The organism is Allobosea sp., from assembly GCF_035999205.1.
In the GTDB taxonomy this organism is placed as follows: Bacteria; Pseudomonadota; Alphaproteobacteria; order Rhizobiales; family Beijerinckiaceae; genus Allobosea.
Map to the genome: position 1 here is coordinate 81,172 of NZ_DASYHA010000024.1, position 18,123 is coordinate 99,294.

Below are 18,123 nucleotides of genomic sequence, written 5' to 3' on the forward strand. Positions count from 1 at the left end.
CAACGCGGGGCAATCCGTCGCCGTTCCTGCGGCTGCTGCGGGCCTGGATTGGGATCATCCGGAGGGTGAAGGAAGCATGCGTGCCGGGGCGAGGCCGCGGGTTACGGGACCGCGGGAGGCTTCATCTGGTTACCGCAAGCCAGGCGGGCCTGCCATCCGCGATAACTCGTTGCGGCGCGTCGCACCGGGTCCGGCGAGGGCCTCCTCCCGGCAGATCCACGCGTAGACCGTGCCCATGACGAACCAGAAATACCAGTTGAACGACAGATAGAAGTGCATGTTGTCGGAATACGACTCGAGCAGATAGGTCATCAGGATGCACAGGATGATCAGCAGGCCCGGCGGGTCGCGCCGGAGCGCCCTGGCGAAACGATAGGCCGGCCAACCGAGCAACCACGCAAGTGCCACGGCGCCGAGAAGGCCCATCTCGAAGGAAGTCTGCAGATAGAGGTTATGAGCATCGATACCTTCGGGGCCAATCAGCGGAAAGAAGCTCGACGTCGACGGCCGGAACGACTCGAGGCCGTGGCCCAGCAAGGGCTGCTCCAGGATCTGGGGGATGGCAGCCTCCCACAACGCCTGCCGCCAGACATAGGAGTTCAGCCGCGTGCTTTCGCTGAGCTGATCGAAGCTGTCGACTTCCGTCGCGGCGGTGACGTCGGTCAGCCGCTCCATCAGGCTTGGACTGGCAATGAACAGCACCGGCACCAGCAGGAAAGCCGCCAGAAACCGCCGGTCGATCTTGAACGCGTAGACCAGGAACATCAGTCCGCAGGCAACCCAGGCGCTGCGCGTCTTGGTGAGCAGCAGGAATGTGGTCAGCACGGGGATATAGAGCGTCACCAGAATTTGAATGCGGGGGGGCACGCGGATGGCGTGCGATGCCCTTACGTAAAGCGCCAGCCCCAGCACCAGCACGAGATAGAACGCATAGATGTTTGGATGCGAGAATGTGCTCTGCAAACGGAACTCGTCGAGATCGGACAATCCGCGCGCGATATCCACGAAGGCATAGAGCGTGGGAGGAACGGACGATCCGATCACCACGAGGAAGAAGCGGGACAGGTCCAGCGACGAACGCAGGATGAAGAACGGGATCGCGAAAAACGCCCAGTAAGTCAGGAGGATGAAGGCGAGCCGTGACGCCGCCCTGAAATCCGGCGCATAAAGCGTGGCCCCGAACGCGATCAGCAGAAAGGGCCCCCAGATCGCGATGACCGGCCAGGGCGCCCGCAACGGCGCTTGCAGGAAGAGGACGAGGGCAATCGCGATCACGAGGACATTGACGAGTGCGCCCACGCCCATCGCCGAGGCTCCTGCATCGCCGGCCATGAGATTGAAGATCGGGTCGGACGACGCCCGGGTCAGCAAAATGCCGAACAAGAGGGCCCGCAGGAACAGCCAGATCGCCTCGGCATTGGCGGCTCGCACGGAGAGCGTTCGCGAGACGGGGCGGAACCGGCGCCGAATTGCGTCGCCGTGAGTCGCATCGAAGGATCCCGGCGCCTGTGTCATGCCTCCAACTCCCGGGCCCTGACCCAGGCCGGATGGTGCTGCACGGCAATCTGGTTCGCCTCGCGGATCGGCCGCAGCCAGCCTTCGGCTTCCTCGCGCCATGCCGCCGGAACCGCGGCGGCGGCGCCGGCTTGTCCGATGCGATCCGTCATGCCGGGCGCGACCAGCGCGGCGGCCGTGCGCGGCAGTTCCCGCCATTGGCGGCGCTTGAAGGCGAGCGCGCTGAAGATCGAGGCGGCTCGCGCGCTCGCGGCTGCACGCCGCGATCGCCTGGCGAGGTCGTGCTCGTGCCCGGCCTCGTCCGGCTCGAGTGCGTGGTTTGCCGCCAGTGCCGCATAGCGTTCGGCGACCACCGGCCCGCGTGCAGGCAGGAGGGCTGTCCTCATCGCCCGCGATTGCCTTCCCAGGCGATCGGCGACCAGCGGCCGGTCAATGGTGGCCAGCGGCGAATGCTGGGCCAGCCTGATCCAGAGGTCCCAGTCCTCGGCGTCGCGCAGCGACCGATCGAAGCCGCCGACCAGCCGGACAAGACGACGCTCGACGATCACTGACGACCCCGTCGGGATGATGTTGCGCTTCAGCAGGGCCGCGAGGACCAATCCGCCCCTGGCATGATGATGCCCGACGATCTGGAGGCACTCGTCTACGACCACCGACCCCGTGCAACCCCACCGCGCCGAACTGACGTGCAAGGCGGCGAGCTGAGTGGCCAGCTTGTCCGGAGCCCAGAGATCGCCGTCGCCACAGAAGGCGACCCAGTGCCCGGTGGCGCAGGCGATCCCGACGTTCCGCGCCCCCGCTGCGAAGCGCGGCTGCAGGTGATGCGCGACCTTGACCCTCGGGTCCGTTGCGGCGAGCCGATCGAGCCACGGCCGCGTCTCGTCGGTCGAGCCGTCATTGACCACGACGAGTTCGATCGCGACGCCCTCCTGCCGCAGGATCGCATTCACCGCCTGCGGCAGGATCTGCCGGCGGTTCTGCGTCGCAACGATGACGGAGACGTCGATCACTCAGGACCTCCTCACCTGGCCGCATGTCCGGGCCGGAGCGCGATCACCTTGCCCGGCTCGCTCCCGCCCCGCTCAGCGAGCGACGCATTGGACGCTTCGGGCGCTTCGGCGCGTCTGCCGGCTGCCTCGACGCGATCGCGGGGCGGTGCCGCCTCTTGCGCCTGGGCCCTGAACAGGGCTGCCAGAGTCCGGGCTTCTGGCACGATGTCGTGCTGTTCGAGCACGCGCTTTCGCCCCGCCGAACCCATGGTCCGGATGAGAGTGTCGGGCGCGTCGAGGCATTGGCGGATGGCGTCCGCGAGTTGATCGACACTGCCCGCCGGAACGAGCCAGCCGCAGGTCTTGTCTTCGACCAGCTCCGGAATGCCGGCAATATAGGTCGTGACGACCGGTCGGCCGAGCGCCAGGGCTTCCATCAGGACGACGGGCAGCCCCTCGGCGAAGCTCGGCAGGACGAGTGCCCTCGCCTCGCCGATTGCGGCCCGCACCTCTGCGTTGCTCATCCAGCCCACCAGCTCGACCTGCTGTTCCAGGCCGAGTTGCCGGATGCGCTGCTCGAGCTGCGACCGCAGCGGACCATCGCCGACGACGGTCAGCTTGAAGGGCACGCCCGCGCGCGCGAGGGTCGCGAGGGCCTGGAGCAGGACCATATGCCCCTTCTGCTCGCTGAGCCGGCCGACGGTGACGAGCCGGGCCTTCTGCACGAGCCTGGACGGGCGGACAGCCAGGAAATCGGCATCCAGCCCGCACCGCACCAGCTTGAGCTTTCGCCACTCATCCTGCGGAATCCAGCGGCAGAGCTGGCTTCCAGTAAAGGAGCTGATGACGCAGACGAACGCGGCATGCTTCACCTTGGCGGGCAGGCCGAGATACTCCGGCCTGTCGAATTCATCGGGGCCGTGCACGGTGAAGCTGTAGGGGACCCCGGTCATGAGATGGCAGAGCATGGCGACCTCGGCGCCATTCGTGCCGAAATGCGCGTGGATATGTTGGACATCCTCCTCCAGAACCCAGCGCGCGAGGACGAGCGCTTCCGCAAGATAGGCCAGATGGAGCGGTGCCGGGCGGCTCGAACGGCGCATCATCCCGAATGCGGCTGCAGTCGCTTTCGCCAGCGCCATGGGCCTATGCAGCATGGCTCTGGCAAGGGCCGCCCCGAACTTGGCGATATTGCCGTCGAGGATATAGCGCGTGCGGTCTCTCTCGCTAAGATCGGCCGGGTCCACCAGCTGCAGGCCGCCGCCGCGGAGCGAAACGCGCAGGACCGAGATGCCATTGCGCTCGAGCTCGACGATCTCCCGCCGAACGAAGGTGTGCGAGGGGGCGGGATATTCCGGCACGAAGTAGCAGACCCGCATCGACGGCTTCCCCTCGCTCAATAGGCGTCGATATGTGCGCGCTTCGATATGACGGTCATGATCATGATCTTCAGATCGAAGGCGAACGACCAGTTGTCGACGTAGTAGAGATCGTGCTCGATCCGCTTCTGCATCTTCTCGAACGTATCTGTTTCGCCGCGCAGGCCGTTGACCTGCGCCCAGCCCGTGATCCCCGGCTTGACGTTGTGGCGACGGAACATCCTGCAGATCTGGTCGGCAAACATCTGATTGTGCGCGACGGCATGCGGGCGCGGCCCCACAAGCGACATCTCTCCCCTGAGGACATTCAACAGCTGCGGCAATTCGTCGATGTTGCTCCGCCGCAGGATCCGCCCGAGGCGGGTCACGCGCGGGTCGTTCCGGACCGCCTGTCGGAACTCGTCGCGCGCATCGTCGAAGGTCGTCATGCTGCGGAACTTCAGGATCTGGATCGGCTCGTTGTTGAAGCCCAGGCGCGTCTGCCGGAACAGCACCGGGCCGCGCGAGTCGAGTTTGATCAAGGCAGCGACGACAAGAAGCAGCGGCGACAGGATGACCAGCAGCGATGCGGCGACGATGGTATCGAAACTCCGTTTCAGGAACCGGTCCCGCAGCGAGCATGGCCCGCAGAACAGTTCCAGCACCTGCAGATGACCATGATGTCCGATGCGGCTGTGCCGCATGAGCTCGGCCAGTTCGATCGGCAGGAGCTGGATTCTGACCGGGAGTTCCGACAGCGCCTCGACCGCGCGCGAGACGACCTCCATGTTGTCGGAACCGAAGAGAATGAGCACGGCGTCGATCGGCAACTCCCGGCATTCATGGCGGATAGCCGAAAGTTGTACCTCCAATGAGCCGCCCTGCCCGGCCTGATCGGCACCGGACGGGAAGTCATACCAGCGCAGGATGTGCTCGTGCCTTGTCGCTGTCCGGGCGCGAACATCACCAGCGCCGAGCGCACCGGGCATGGTCAGGACAACCATGTTTTCGCGACGCCACTGCCCCGGCGAGCGGATATGATCGATGACCTGCCAGAGAACGGACCGGATGATCATCTGGCCGAGCAGCGTGGCCGCCAGTTGCGCCAGGAACGTGCCCCGCGAATAGCCGCTGAGGCTGTTGGTCACGTAACCGATGGTCAGCAGGATCACGCATGACAGGGCGATCGCTGCGCTGCCCCGCGAACGGGCGTGCTCATTCCATTCCGGGCCAAGCAGATCGTATTGGTTGTCGGCGATACACAGCGCGACATACAGCGCGCCGGCCGCAACGGACGCCAGAGCATAGTCCATCCGGAAGAAAACGACACCGTAGACGGCCGCCGAGTACGCGAGGAATGCGCCATACGCGCAGACGACGATGACGATCATCTCGATGGCCGCGACCACTACAGTCCAGAAGACCTGCGTCCCGAGAATCGACACGGTTCCGGAATGACGTCGAACCCGATGTGGAATGGCATTGGTTGACATTGAATCGCCAGTACATGTCGGCATCTGCAGAGGCATAATGCTGGCGACCAGCCCGGGTTCTTCGCGTTCTAGGACCTCGCGTTTTCGTGCGTGAGCAGGGGCGCAGCCGATCCGTCAAAAGCGCAACCGGTTGCGCTTTTGACCACCTCACGGGCTCCGGGGAACTCGCCTCCGATGCACTTTCTCCGAACGGTCGGGCACAGCGACCGGCAACAGCAACAAGCGCTTCGCGGCGAACCAATCAAAGACCCCGATCGTTAGATCTGCAGTCGGTGCGCAGTTCGATCTGCGGCCTCGTTGCCGCGCAATTTTTTTTGCGACGGGCTTTGCACGCCGCCGCAAGCGTTGCTGCCTTGGGGGTTTTCGATGTCGTCAGACGCATCTCCGCTGCGACCACCCGAGGCGACGCGGTCCAGTCAGGTTCAGATTCTGAACGGTCGTTTCGACAGGCTCTCGGCCGAAGAGACCGTCCAGGAGGTCATTGGTGCCGTCCAGGCCGGAGAACGCGGCGTGCTGTCGACGGTGAATGTCTCGATCCTGATGATGATGCGACAGAACCCGCGCCTGCAGCGCTTCATCGATGCATCGCGATGGACGGTGGCAGACGGCCAGCCCCTGGTCTGGGCATCGCATCTCCGGCAGCCGCGTTTGCCGGAGCGCGTCGCCGGCATCGATCTGATCGACCAGCTCTGCGCCCGCGCAGCGCAGGACGGAATCGGCGTCTACTTCCTCGGCGCCGAGAGCGGCACTGTGCATGCCGCCGTCGCTGTGCTCAGGAGCCGGCATCGCGGCCTCGATGTGCGCGGCTATGCCGATGGCTATTTCGGCCCCGAGCAGGCCGAGGCACGGGCGCGAGCGGTGGCGGACAGCGGCGCCGGGCTGCTCTTCGTCGCAATGGGCGTGCCGCGACAGGAGCACTTCATCGAGGAACAGTGGGAGAATCTCGGAGCGCGGGTCGTGATCGGCGTGGGCGGCAGCTTCGATGTCATCGCTGGCCGTCGCAAGCGGGCGCCAGTGTTCGTCCAGCGCGCCGGGCTGGAATGGGCCTATCGCCTGGCTCAGGAACCGCGCCGGCTGTTCAGGCGCTATCTGGTGACGAACTCCCAGTTTCTCGGCCTGATCTCCTGGAGCGCGATCGCACAGGTCGCCCTTGTCCGACGCGTCATTCCGCGACCCTGAACGAGGATCGAGATGGCTGCACGCAAGCGCATTCTCGTCGTGATGGGCACGCGGCCTGAGGCCATCAAGCTCGCTCCGCTCATCCTGAGCGCACTGGCCGATCCCGAACGCTTCGAGGTTCTGGCGGTGCGCACCAGCCAGCATCGGGAAATGCTCGATCAGGTCGTCACCGATTTCGGCCTGCCGATCCTTGCTGACCTCGACATCATGCGCAAAGACCAGGATCTCGCGCATGTCACGATGGCCGCGCTCGAAGGCCTCCAGCGCGTGATCGCCGAGGCGCGGCCCGACGTCGTCGTCGTGCAAGGCGATACGACGACGAGCTTCGTGGGCGCGCTGGCCGCCTTCTACGAGAACGTCCCCGTCGCTCACGTCGAGGCCGGTCTGCGGACCTACGACAAGCGCGCGCCCTTTCCCGAGGAGGTCTATCGCCGCCTGACGAGCGTCATCGCAGACTATCATTTCGCCCCGACGGAAACGGCCCGGTACAATCTGCTGAAGGAGAATGTGCCGGCAGAGACGATTTGGGTCACCGGAAACACGGCGATCGATGCGCTGCTCCTGACACTCGCGAAGGCTCCTCCTGCGGCTCGGGTCTCCGCTCCGACCCTTCTCCTGACCACGCACCGGCGCGAAAACCACGGCGAGCCGATGCAGCGCATCTGCCAGGCCGTTCTGCTGCTGTTGCAGGGTTTTCCGGATCTGCGCGTCGTCTGCCCCGTCCATCTCAGCCCGCGCGTTCGGCAGGTGGTCGGCCCGATGCTGGGCTCGCACCCGCGCGTCTCGCTGATCGAGCCGCTCGGCTACGCGCAGTTCGTGCTGGCGATGAGCAATGCCCACATCATTCTTTCGGACTCAGGCGGCGTTCAGGAAGAAGCGCCCGCTCTGGGCAAGCCGGTGCTCGTCCTCCGGGACAGCACCGAGCGCCCGGAAGCGGTGGAAGCCGGCACCGCGCGTCTCGTCGGCACCGAAGTGGACGCAATCGTTTCCGCCTGTCGTCAGTTGCTCACGGACCCCGAAGCGTATCGCGCCATGGCGCAGGCCAGGAACCCGTTCGGCGACGGCCATGCCTCGGAGCGAATCCTCGACGTGCTCGCCAGATCGCTCGACCATACCGAGCGCCGAGAAAAGCCAGTTCTCGCGAATACGCCAGAGCGGATCGCGTTTGCGGCCCGTCTCCCAGTCGAAACGGTGCACCAGGCGGCAATCGCAGCGGAGGTCGCCGCGCATTCGGCGGCCGTCGTGCAAGGGCCGGGATCATCGTGACCGTCATGATCGCCACCGTCACACTGGTCCTGATGGGGCTCGGACTGCTGACGGCGATCCCCGTCGTCTTTCTCGCCGTTCAGACCGGCGCGGCCCTTCTGCCCGGGCGGCGCGCAGCGGCAATTGTCTCGACAGCCTGCCCACGCTTCACGGTGATCATGCCCGCCCATGATGAAGAGGCGATCATCGCGCGCAGCATCGCTTCGATCATGGCCCAGCTGCCGGCCTCCGGGCGTTTGCTTGTGGTAGCCGACAATTGCTCGGACGACACTGCGCAAGTCGCGGCGGCCGCCGGTGCGGACCTGGCCATACGTCACGACCTCACTCGCGTCGGAAAGGGCTACGCACTCGATCACGGCGTGCGCTTTCTCGGTATCGATCCGCCCGAGGTCGTGATCATCATCGACGCCGATTGCGAAGCGATGCCCGGTACGCTCGACCATCTGGCACGGCAATGCGCCGCGACCGGACGGCCTGCCCAGGCGCGTGATACTGTGCTGGCGCCGTCATCGCCGAGCCCGGCCGACAAGGTCTCGCTGCTGGCCTGGACGGTCAAGACCTTGGTACGACCGCTGGGCTCCACGCGTCTCGGATGGCCGTGTCAGCTCATGGGCACGGGAATGGCCCTGCCCTTCGATCTCATTCGCAGGCTCGACCTCGCCACCGGGCATCTCGCGGAGGATCAGAAGATCGGTGCCGAGCTCGCCCTCGCAGGCAAGCCACCGCTGTTCTGTCCACAGGCACAGGTCGTCAGCCGGCTTCCCGAGGGCGAAACGGGAAAGAACCAGCAGCGCACGCGATGGGAGCACGGGCACCTCGCGATCATCGGAGAGTTCCTCTTTCCGATGCTCCGGCAGTCAATCGCGAAGCGCAGCCTGCAGCTCTTCGCATTCACTCTCGATCTGTGCATTCCGCCTTTGACGCTCCTGGCCATGTCCCTGCTGCTGATGGCAGGCCTCAGCCTCCTCTGGTTTGCCGCGACGGGGGCTGCAGCGCCTTTCATCGTCTCCTTGATCGTTCTGGCCTGCCTTGCCGCGACCATCGCCATGGCGTGGTGGCAGTTTGGACGGGCGATCATTTCCTGGCGCGAGCTGGCGGCGGCACCGGCCTACTGCCTGCTCAAGATTCCTTCCTTCATCCGCTTCTTCTTCCACCGCCAGGTCGATTGGGTCCGGACGGAACGATGACGGCACGACGCGGCGCCGGGGACGATGCCCATCCCCATCGAAAGACTGTCCGGATGAGATCGGATCGTGCACAGCCGGCGCGATTGGCATTCGCACTCGCGGCCGCCATGGCATTTAGTCCCCTCGCCGCGGCGCAGGATGCGCGCAATGCAGCCGTCGATGCCCCTCGCGGCGGGTTTGCGCTCGGCGAACGGCCATTCGCCGCCACCTCGTCCTGGAACACGCCGATCCCTTCGGACGCTGTTTTCGAAAAGGTCGGCTGGCCGCTGGGCGCCCGCTTCGGAATCGCCTGGAGCAGCTATTCGCCCGCCGTTCACGTCACTTCCGCTTCCGACCCCGTCGTCCTTGTCGAGCATCCGGCAACCTGGGGACGCCCCGCCGGCGCGGTCAGGGTCCGGATCCCCGCCGGAGCCGACGGAGCGTCGGGAACCGACGGCGAATTGCTGGTTATCGACGGTGAGACCGTCCATAATTTCTGGCAGTTCAGGCGGCTGGGGGGCGGAAACGCCACGGCGCAGGCCTATGGCGCGACGAACGTCGTGACCGGGAATGGCTGGGGGCTTCGCTCGCCATTTCTCGGTGCAGGCATCGTCGCCGCCGGCTCGAGCCAGCTCGCCGGCCTGCTGGTTCAGGCGGAGACGGACCGCGGCGAGATTACCCACGCCTTGCAGATTGCGATCGATGGCACCTTGGCGAAGCCCGGGCGCATCGGCGAGGCGATCTATGGGGATGGCCAAAATCCAGATGGCCTGGTCCAGGAAGGCCAACGCCTGGCGATTCCGGGCACTGTCGCCATGCCGACAGGGCTCTCGTCTCTCGGGCAAAAGGTCTTTCGCGCCTACCAGACCTACGGGGCCTTCGTGATCGACGTCGCCGGGGGCACCACCAATTTGCGGGCCCAGGCCAATGCCTATGATCGCTGGACCATCATGGCCCTGCAGCGGGATCTGGCGCGGATCTCGCCCCTGCTTCAGCGCGTCGGACGGCCGGTGAGTGAAAATCCGCCCGACGAGACCGGGGGGTAACGGGAGAAGAAGTACCGCAAGTTACGGTGATATGGCAGGCATCCGGTCGCGGTCGCGACGCGATGACCTTCCTCGAAATAGGCGCCTTGCGCGCGGCTCGATCGTCAGCGGCGACCCAGCGATCGAGCGGAAAATGCCGCTTCCCGAGCATGACGGTTCCAAGCCGACTTGCGTCGGTTAACTAAATTTTAGCCTAAACATTTCCCCTTTCAGATCACATTCTAAACACGATACGCCGCCACCGTCGTTTTGCGGATGGGAATCGCGTTGCTGTTCGAGATGACGATCTCAGGTCATCCGATCGTAGTTCTCGCGTCTAGTGTGCGTAATCGCCACGCCTCCTCACAAAACAGAAACGCCCATCCGGCCTATGGCTTCCTGCTACCGCCTATTCCGTTTATAAAAAAGGAAAACAGGACCAATGGTTTCACTTGCAAATCGGCCGTTTGCCGACTCATCAAGCTGGAATACACCAGTATCCAACAACGCAACCTTCACAAAACTTGGATGGCCTGCATCAAACGGTTACAACTATAACGCTGCGTGGAGCAGCTATTCGCCTTCCGTTTACGTTGCCTCTGCTTCCGACCCGGTCGTTCAAGTGACCTATCCTGCGACCTGGGGATATCCTGGCGGAACCGTCAACATTCGCATGCCGGCAGCGGCCAATGGCGCCGCGGGCACGGATGGCGAGCTGATCGTCATCGACGGTGATGTCGCCTACAATTTCTGGCAGTTCAAGCGCACCAGCAGCACCACCGGCACGGCCGTGTCGTTCGGGGCCGAGAACGTCGTCACCGGTGACGGGTGGGGCAGCAAGTCGCCGTTCCTCGGCGCCGGCATCACGGCGGTCGGCGCAAGCCAGCTCGGCGGCCTGATCGTCAAGGACGAAATGAACGACGGGGACATCGATCACGCCCTGCAGCTCGCGGTCGATCGCAACCTCGTCAAGGCTGGTGCCGTCGGCCAGGCCCTCTCCAGCGACGGCAGCAGCGCGTCGGGCATCGTCCAGGAAGGGCAGCTCCTCGCGATCCCGCCGGGCACGCCGATGCCTTCCGGCCTCTCGGCTGCGGGCCAGCAGGTCTTCAAGGCCATGCAGACCTACGGCGCCTATGTCGTCGACGTGGCCGGAGGCACCACGAACGTGCGCGCTCAGGCCAATGCGTTCGACAGCGCCACGATCGCGGCGTTGGCGAAGGACATGCACCAGATCACGCCCCTGCTTCATGCCGTGTCGAACAACTCTGGTGGCTCGACCGTTACGCCTCCGACCACCCCGACCAATCCCACCAATCCGACGACGCCTGCGGTCGATACGACTGCTCCGACGTTGCAGTCGGTTGCAGCCAGCGGGACGGGTCTCACCAACGGGAACGGGACTGTCCACGCCGGTGACACGGTGAGCCTGACGCTCAAGTTCAGCGAAGTGGTGAATGTCACCGGTACGCCGACCTTGGCCCTGAACAGCAATGGCAGCGCCAAGTATGTCAGCGGTGCCGGCACCGATACGCTGAAGTTCGAGTACAAGGTCGCGGCTGGCGAGACGGCCTCCGATCTCGCGATCAACGGCTTCAACCTGTCCGGGGTGAAGGATAAGGCGGGCAACGTTGCCAACCTTACCAGCGCGCCGCGGCAGCCGGCTGGGACATTGGTTGTCAACACAAGCACTCCGACGGACCCGACCACTCCGACGACCCCGACCAATCCGACCAACCCGACCACTCCCACGCCGATCGACACCACGGCGCCCAAGATTCAGGCCATCGCGGCTTCCGGATCGGGCATCAGCAACGGCAACGGCACTGTTGGAGCCGGCAGCACCGTCCGCCTGTCGGTCAGCTTCAACGAGGCGATGACCGTCAACGGCACGCCGACCTTGTCGCTGAACAGCAACGGCACGGCCAAATATGTCAGCGGCTCGGGCACCAACACCTTGCAGTTCGACTACAAGGTCGCGGCGGGCGAGAAGGCGGCCGACCTGGCTGTTTCCGGCTTCAACCTGGGTGGCGTCACGGACAAGGCGGGCAATGCCGTCAACCTGACCGGCGCGCCGCTCCAGCCCGCCGGGACGCTCGCCATCAGCACGAGCAGCACGTCGACCGATACCGTCAAGCCCAAGGTCCAGTGGCTCTCGGCGTCCGGCTCCGGCATCCGGAACGGGAACGGCATGGTTCGCGCCGGCGACACCGTTCGGCTGTCTATCGGCTTCAGCGAGGCGATGACCGTCAACGGCACGCCGACCTTGTCGCTGAGCAGCAATGGCACCGCCAAGTATGTCGGCGGCTCCGGGACCAATACCTTGCAGTTCGACTACAAGGTGGGGTCTGGCGATAGGGCGTTCGACCTTTCCGTTTCCGGCTTCAACCTGGGCGGCGTCACGGACAAGGCGGGCAACGCCGTCAACCTGACCGGCGCGCCGCGTCAGCCTGGCGGAACGCTCGTCGTGCTCTCGTCCTGGTCGTCCTCCAGCCGGCGGACTGCGACGCTGTCCACGTCCGAGAGCAGCCTGGCGGCGCCTGCGACACTGGAGTCCAGCGCGACTACGGCGTCGTCGAGCAGCAACGTGACGGACTTCATGTCCGGCAGCCGTCAGACGGTCGGGTATCCCAGTGCCCAGGATCAGGCTGCCAGCTCGGCAGCATCTGACGGCTCGCTGTCGTCCAAGCTGGCTCTGCTGAGCCAGTACTCGGCGTCCAGCTTCTCGACGCCGGCGGCGTTCTCGACCGGGGGGCTGTCGCAGGGCTGGGGGGACAGCGCCTTCCAGACGCTGGCCAAGCCGCGAGGCTAACCCAGGCCATGATAGGCCGATCAGGCTGATGCAGCCTGATCGGATCCGGCTCCAAAGCATTGGACCGAAAGTGGATTCCACGTTTCGGAAAGATGCGACGTGCCGGCCTTGAGACCGATCGCCATGCGTCCAGCTGGATGCATGGCGATCCCAGTAAGCACACATCACCAAACTGGCGTCTTCGTATCGACGATACCGAGCGTTCGACGCTCGCCGTGGCACGCGTGGGCATTTTTCCCACGCGGACGACACGGCATATCTGCGGGACAGCAGCCTTTGAAAAAACCTGACAACGATACCCGTCCGATCCCTGATGGCGGTCTGGCCGCGCTCATGTTCATCCTGAGCAGCCAGGGCGTGAGCGTGACCCCGGAGCAGATCCAGCATCAGTTCCCCGGCCGCCCCATCGGCGTCACCGAGATGGTCCGTTGCGCCAAGAACCTGGGCCTCAAGGCCCGTTCCGTGACGTCGAACTGGGAGCGCCTGGCCAAGACGCCGCTGCCGGCGATCGCGGCGATGCGCGACGGAAGCTTCCTCTTGCTGGGGCGGTGCGGCGAGGACAGCATCCTCGTCATGGCGCCGAATGCACCGCGACCGAGCATGATGTCGCGTGCCGAGCTGGAAGAAGCCTGGGACGGTCGGATCGTTCTGATGACGAAGCGCGCGTCGCTGACCGACCTTGCGCGTCGTTTCGACATCACCTGGTTCATGGGCGCCATCCACAAATACCGGTTCCTCCTCGGCGAGGTCCTGGTGGCGTCGTTCTTCCTGCAGCTGTTCGGCCTGATCTCGCCGCTCTTCTTCCAGGTCGTCATCGACAAGGTGCTCGTGCACCACAGCCTGAGCACGTTGGACGTGCTGGTTGTCGGGCTGCTGGCGATTGCCCTGTTCGAAGTCGTCCTCGGCGCGCTGCGAACCCATCTGTTCTCGCACACCACGAACCGTATCGACGTCGAACTGGGCGCGCGGCTGTTCCGGCATCTGCTTGCGCTGCCGATCGGCTATTTCCAGGCAAGGCGCGTCGGCGATTCCGTCGCCCGCGTTCGCGAGCTCGAGAATATCCGCAATTTTCTCACCAGCTCGGGCCTGACGCTCGTCATCGACCTGTTCTTCACGCTCGTCTTCATCGCTGCGCTGTTCTTCTATTCGCCCCTGCTGACGTGGATCGTCCTGGCATCGCTGCCCATCTACGTCGCGATCTCCGCGGGGGTGACGCCGCTTTTTCGCAGGTACCTGGACGACAAGTTCGCTCGCGGCGCTGAGAACCAGGCCTTTCTGGTCGAGAGCGTGACGGCGGTCGAAACGCTCAAGGCGATGGCGATCGAACCCCAGATGCAGCAGCGCTGGGAGGAGCAGCTGGCGGCTTATGTCGCTGCGAGCTTCCGCGTGCTGAACCTCGGCAACGTCGCCAGCCAGGCGGTCCAGTTCGTCAGCAAGCTGGTGACTGCCGCGATCCTCTACGTGGGCGCGAAGCTGGTCATTGCTGGGGATCTGTCGGTCGGCGAGCTGGTCGCCTTCAATCTGCTGGCAGGGCGCGTCAGCGGCCCCGTGCTGCGGCTGGCGCAGATCTGGCAGGATTTCCATCAGGCACGGCTGTCGGTCGCCCGCCTCGGTGACATCCTCAACACCGCGCCCGAGCCCGCCTTCAACCCCAGCCGGACGGCGCTCCCGTCGATCCGCGGCGACATCAGCTTCCAGCACGTCACTTTCCGTTACAAGGTCGACGGTCCAGAGATCCTCCGCAACGTCAGCCTGGACATTCCGGCCGGGCAGATGATCGGGATCGTGGGTCCGTCAGGCTCCGGCAAGAGCACGCTGGCCAAGCTCGCGCAGCGGCTCTACGTGCCGGAAACCGGCCGGGTCCTGGTCGACGGTGTCGACGTCGCCCAGATCGATCCCTCCTGGCTGCGCCGCCAGATCGGCGTCGTTCTGCAGGACAACATCCTGTTCAACCGCTCGGTCCGCGACAACATCGCCCTGGCCGACCCTGCCCTTCCGGCGGAACGGGTGATCGAGGCCGCGAAGCTCGCCGGCGCGCATGACTTCATCCTGACGCTGCCCGAGGGCTACGACACGATCGTCGGCGAGCGCGGCGGCAGCCTGTCGGGTGGCCAGCGGCAACGCATCGCCATCGCCCGCGCGCTGGTGACCGACCCCCGCATCCTGATCTTCGACGAGGCCACCAGCGCACTCGACTACGAAAGCGAGCACATCATCCAGCAGCATATGGCCGAGATCGCCCGCTCGCGAACCGTGCTCATCATCGCGCACCGGCTCTCGACGCTGCGGATGGCCGATCGCATCGTCACCATCGAGGCCGGCCGCCTCATCGAGGACGGCACGCATGAGGAGCTGATGCGCACGGGCGGCCGTTACGCCACGCTGCATCGCCTCCAGTCCGGTTTGCCCGAGGCGGGCAGCAAGCCTGCTGCGGCGAGCCAGGCCGCCGCCCGATCCGAGGCGCGGACGCCATCGCTGCCGGCGCTCGCCGGACACCAGCCATCGGGACGCTCCGAGCCGGGCGACCATGAGCGTCAGCGGGAAATCGTCTGATGGCCGTTCCTTTCATCGCACCAACGACCACCCCGCCGAGCTCGTCTCCCGAGGAGACCGGCCACGGCGAACCGAACACCATGCACACGAGCACGAACGAAGAGACGGGGCTCTTTGCCCTGGAGATGCTGCTGCGCCTGCGCGGCGCCGCTGCCACCAAGGACGATCTGCGCCCGCATCTAGGCGATGGTATTGTCGGCATCGTCGAGATCCTGCGCGGCGCGCAGGCCTTTGGCTTTGCAGGACAGACCCTGTCGGCAAGCTGGGAAGAGCTCGCCGCCCTTCCACTGCCCTGCATCGCGATGCTGCGCGACGACAGCTTCCTACTGCTCGGGAAGGCCAATCACGAGAAGGCGATCGTCATGTTGGCGAACGTCACGCAGCCGACCGTGATGACGAAGGCCGAGTTCGAGGCCGCGTGGAGCGGGAAGCTCATTTTGCTGCAGCAAGCCAAGGTAGCGCCCGAAGCGGCGCCGCGCTTCGACAAGGCCGTGGCGACCCGGGCGCGGCAGGCGCTGGTGACGACGACCCAATGGGGCGCTGCGCGTTCCAAGGCCCTGCAGCAGGCCATTGTCGCGCGTGCCAACAACGAGACGAGCCTGCGTACTCAGGAACTCGCATTCCTGCCGGCTGCGCTCGAGATCGTGGAAACGCCGCCGTCGCCTCTGGGCCGCACCATCGGCCTGAGCATCATCGGAATCTTCGCCGCAGCCCTGGTCTGGTCCTGCATCGGCACCGTCGACATCGTCGCGATCGCCCCTGGGAAGATCATTCCGAGCGGCCGGACCAAGATGATCCAGCCATTCGATACCGGTGTCGTTCGCGCGATCCAGGTCCGCGATGGCCAGAGCGTCAAGGCGGGCGATGTGTTGATCGACCTCGACACGACGGCCGTTGACGCGGAGCTCGGACACCTGCGGAACGATCTGATGGCCGCGCGCCTCGATATCGCCCGGCTGCAGGCTGCCATTTCCGACAAGGCCAACCCGATAGCGGCCTTCGCTCCTCCCCATGATGCCCCGGGCGAGCTGGTCAAGATCTATCGCGGCCTTCTGGTCAGCCAAAGCAGCGAGCAGAAGGCCAAGCTGGCGGCCATCGATGGCCAGCTTGCGCAGAAGGGCGCAGAGCGCGACACGATTCAGGCCTCGGTCGACAAACTGAAATCGACCATCGTGCCGCTGCAGCAGCGGGTCGAGATTCGCGAACATCTCTTTCAGAAGGAACTCGGCTCCAAGGTCATCTACCTGACCGAGCTGCAGGATCTCGTCGGCCAGCGTCAGGATATTCTCGTCCAGGAAAAGCGCGGCAGCGAAACACATGCGGCGCTCGCCGCCTTGCAGGAAACGCGGCTGAAGGCCGAGGCGGAGTACGAACGAACCCTGTTCGACGACCTCACCAAGGCCCAGCAGAAAGAAGCCGGCCTCAGGCGGGATGTCGTCAAGGCCGAGCAACGCAGAAGCCTGCAAAGGCTGACGGCGCCGGTCGACGGCAATGTCCAGCAGCTTGCCGTTCACACGATCGGCGGCGTCGTCACTCCCGCGCAGACGCTGATGCTCATCGTTCCGGCGGATAGCAAGCTGGAAATCGAGGCGATGGTCTCGAACCGCGACATCGGCTTCGTCAGCGCCGGCCAGGAAGCGGCCATCAAGATCGACACCTTCAACTTCACGCGCTACGGCCTGCTGCACGGCAAGATCCTCAGCGTTTCGCAGGATGCCATCGCGCGAGACAAGGCGTTCGGCGGAGCCGGCGAGAAGACCTCGGGCGCGGGTAACGACAGCAGCGAGCCGCGCGGGCAGGAGCTGCTCTATTCTGCGCGCATCGCCCTCGATCGCACGCAGCTGGCGATAGAGGACAAGCAGGTCAACCTCGCGCCCGGCATGGCCGTGACTGCGGAAATCAAGACCGGCCGGCGGCGGATCATCAGCTATCTGCTCTCGCCGCTCGCCCGCTATCGCCACGACAGCCTGCGGGAACGATAGACGACCAGTTCCGGCGACAGGAGCATTGCGGCAGCGGGTCTGACAGCATCGTCGGCCTGCTGCCGCTCGGCTTGTGCCGAACGGGGCGAAACCGGATGGCGGCTTGGCCGGATGAGTCAAGCTTGGTCGCTGTCGGGAAGCCGCAATGGCCTGCTGTCAGAACGGCCGCCGCGGTCCATCGGCCCCCTGGTTGGTGGCCACGACCGAGCGCATCTGGTTGTCGAAGCCGATCTCGCTGGTGCGCTCGATCCCCAGCAGCGCAGCCAATCGCGAACGGGCTCGGTTGATCCTGCTCTTGATCGTACCCGTCGAGGTCCGGCACAGCGCGGCGGTGTCCTCGTAGGACAGTCCGGCGGCACCGACCAGCATGAGCGCCTCGCGTTGATCGAACGGAATGGCTCGAAGGGCCGCGCAGAATTCCTTGTACTCCAGCAAGCCTTCCTGCTCCGGTGCCACGTGCAATGCTTCCGAGTAGCAGCCGTCCACGTCTTCCACCTCATGGCGGCGCCTGCGCAGATCGGAGAGGTAGCAGTTTCGGAGGATCGTCGTCAGCCAGGCACCGAGTTTCGTTCCGGGGTGGAACGTATCGATCTTGCTGATCGCGCGGAGCATCGTCTCCTGCACGAGATCGTCCGACTTGTCCGCGCTGCGGCTGAGGGACATGGCGTAGGCGCGCAGTTGCGGTGCAAATGCCAGGATCTGCTGCTGCAGGGGGAGCGCGCCGTCCTCCTCTTGCGGCCCTGAGCGATTGTCTCCGAAGGCCATCGTCGATCTCCCACTCACCACCA

The 18,123-nt window shown here is 65.1% G+C and carries 13 protein-coding genes; 7 read left to right on the forward strand and 6 right to left on the reverse strand.

Going from position 1 to position 18,123, the window contains the following annotated elements; genetic code table 11:
* Window positions 1–129: 129 nt before the first annotated feature.
* The 4 genes from VGN82_RS13070 to VGN82_RS13085 all read right to left on the reverse strand — a co-directional run bounded on the left by VGN82_RS13070 (window position 130) and on the right by VGN82_RS13085 (window position 5,355).
* Window positions 130–1,332, reverse strand: a complete 1,203-nt coding sequence (locus VGN82_RS13070) for an O-antigen ligase family protein (protein WP_327527460.1) — start codon at window positions 1,330–1,332, stop codon at window positions 130–132.
* A gap of 179 nt (window positions 1,333–1,511) precedes the next feature.
* Window positions 1,512–2,525: a glycosyltransferase family 2 protein gene (locus VGN82_RS13075; protein WP_327527461.1), complete on the reverse strand. Its 1,014-nt coding sequence runs from the start codon at window positions 2,523–2,525 to the stop codon at window positions 1,512–1,514.
* A gap of 11 nt (window positions 2,526–2,536) precedes the next feature.
* Complete coding sequence (locus tag VGN82_RS13080) at window positions 2,537–3,883, reverse strand: glycosyltransferase (RefSeq protein ID WP_327527462.1); 1,347 nt, start codon at window positions 3,881–3,883, stop codon at window positions 2,537–2,539.
* Between the two features lie 17 nt (window positions 3,884–3,900).
* On the reverse strand, window positions 3,901–5,355 hold the full coding sequence (locus VGN82_RS13085; RefSeq protein WP_327527463.1) for an exopolysaccharide biosynthesis polyprenyl glycosylphosphotransferase: 1,455 nt from the start codon (window positions 5,353–5,355) through the stop codon (window positions 3,901–3,903).
* Window positions 5,356–5,721: 366 nt separating this feature from the next.
* Between VGN82_RS13085 and VGN82_RS13090 the strand changes: the two genes are divergently transcribed.
* Together VGN82_RS13090 and wecB are read left to right on the forward strand one after the other, a co-directional pair.
* Complete coding sequence (locus tag VGN82_RS13090) at window positions 5,722–6,534, forward strand: WecB/TagA/CpsF family glycosyltransferase (protein WP_327527464.1); 813 nt, start codon at window positions 5,722–5,724, stop codon at window positions 6,532–6,534.
* Between the two features lie 39 nt (window positions 6,535–6,573).
* Complete coding sequence (gene wecB / locus VGN82_RS13095) at window positions 6,574–7,800, forward strand: non-hydrolyzing UDP-N-acetylglucosamine 2-epimerase (RefSeq protein ID WP_349256654.1); 1,227 nt, start codon at window positions 6,574–6,576, stop codon at window positions 7,798–7,800.
* Window positions 7,801–7,879: 79 nt separating this feature from the next.
* On the opposite strand, the gene VGN82_RS13100 is transcribed toward wecB, so the two are convergent.
* Entirely contained in the window at window positions 7,880–8,011 is a 132-nt protein-coding gene (locus VGN82_RS13100; protein WP_327527928.1) for a hypothetical protein, read from the reverse strand.
* Here VGN82_RS13100 and VGN82_RS13105 point away from each other — a divergent pair.
* The 5 genes from VGN82_RS13105 to VGN82_RS13125 all read left to right on the forward strand — a co-directional run bounded on the left by VGN82_RS13105 (window position 7,959) and on the right by VGN82_RS13125 (window position 17,335).
* On the forward strand, window positions 7,959–8,987 hold the full coding sequence (locus tag VGN82_RS13105; protein WP_327527905.1) for a glycosyltransferase family 2 protein: 1,029 nt from the start codon (window positions 7,959–7,961) through the stop codon (window positions 8,985–8,987). The two genes, VGN82_RS13100 and VGN82_RS13105, sit on opposite strands and share 53 nt — an antisense overlap.
* Before the next feature lie 107 nt (window positions 8,988–9,094).
* A complete protein-coding gene (locus VGN82_RS13110; protein WP_327527466.1) occupies window positions 9,095–10,012 on the forward strand; it encodes a hypothetical protein in 918 nt (305 codons plus the stop codon).
* A gap of 601 nt (window positions 10,013–10,613) precedes the next feature.
* Window positions 10,614–12,800: a hypothetical protein gene (locus VGN82_RS13115; protein ID WP_327527467.1), complete on the forward strand. Its 2,187-nt coding sequence runs from the start codon at window positions 10,614–10,616 to the stop codon at window positions 12,798–12,800.
* A gap of 276 nt (window positions 12,801–13,076) precedes the next feature.
* Complete coding sequence (locus VGN82_RS13120; RefSeq protein ID WP_414644285.1) at window positions 13,077–15,353, forward strand: type I secretion system permease/ATPase; 2,277 nt, start codon at window positions 13,077–13,079, stop codon at window positions 15,351–15,353.
* Window positions 15,353–17,335 (forward strand): HlyD family type I secretion periplasmic adaptor subunit, encoded by a 1,983-nt coding sequence (locus VGN82_RS13125; protein ID WP_327527468.1) that lies wholly within the window; start codon window positions 15,353–15,355, stop codon window positions 17,333–17,335. The genes VGN82_RS13120 and VGN82_RS13125 overlap by 1 nt, the downstream gene beginning before the upstream one ends.
* 156 nt (window positions 17,336–17,491) lie before the next feature.
* On the opposite strand, the gene VGN82_RS13130 is transcribed toward VGN82_RS13125, so the two are convergent.
* Window positions 17,492–18,100, reverse strand: coding sequence for a sigma-70 family RNA polymerase sigma factor (locus VGN82_RS13130; RefSeq protein ID WP_327527469.1), 609 nt, complete (start codon window positions 18,098–18,100; stop codon window positions 17,492–17,494).
* Window positions 18,101–18,123 lie beyond the last annotated feature (23 nt).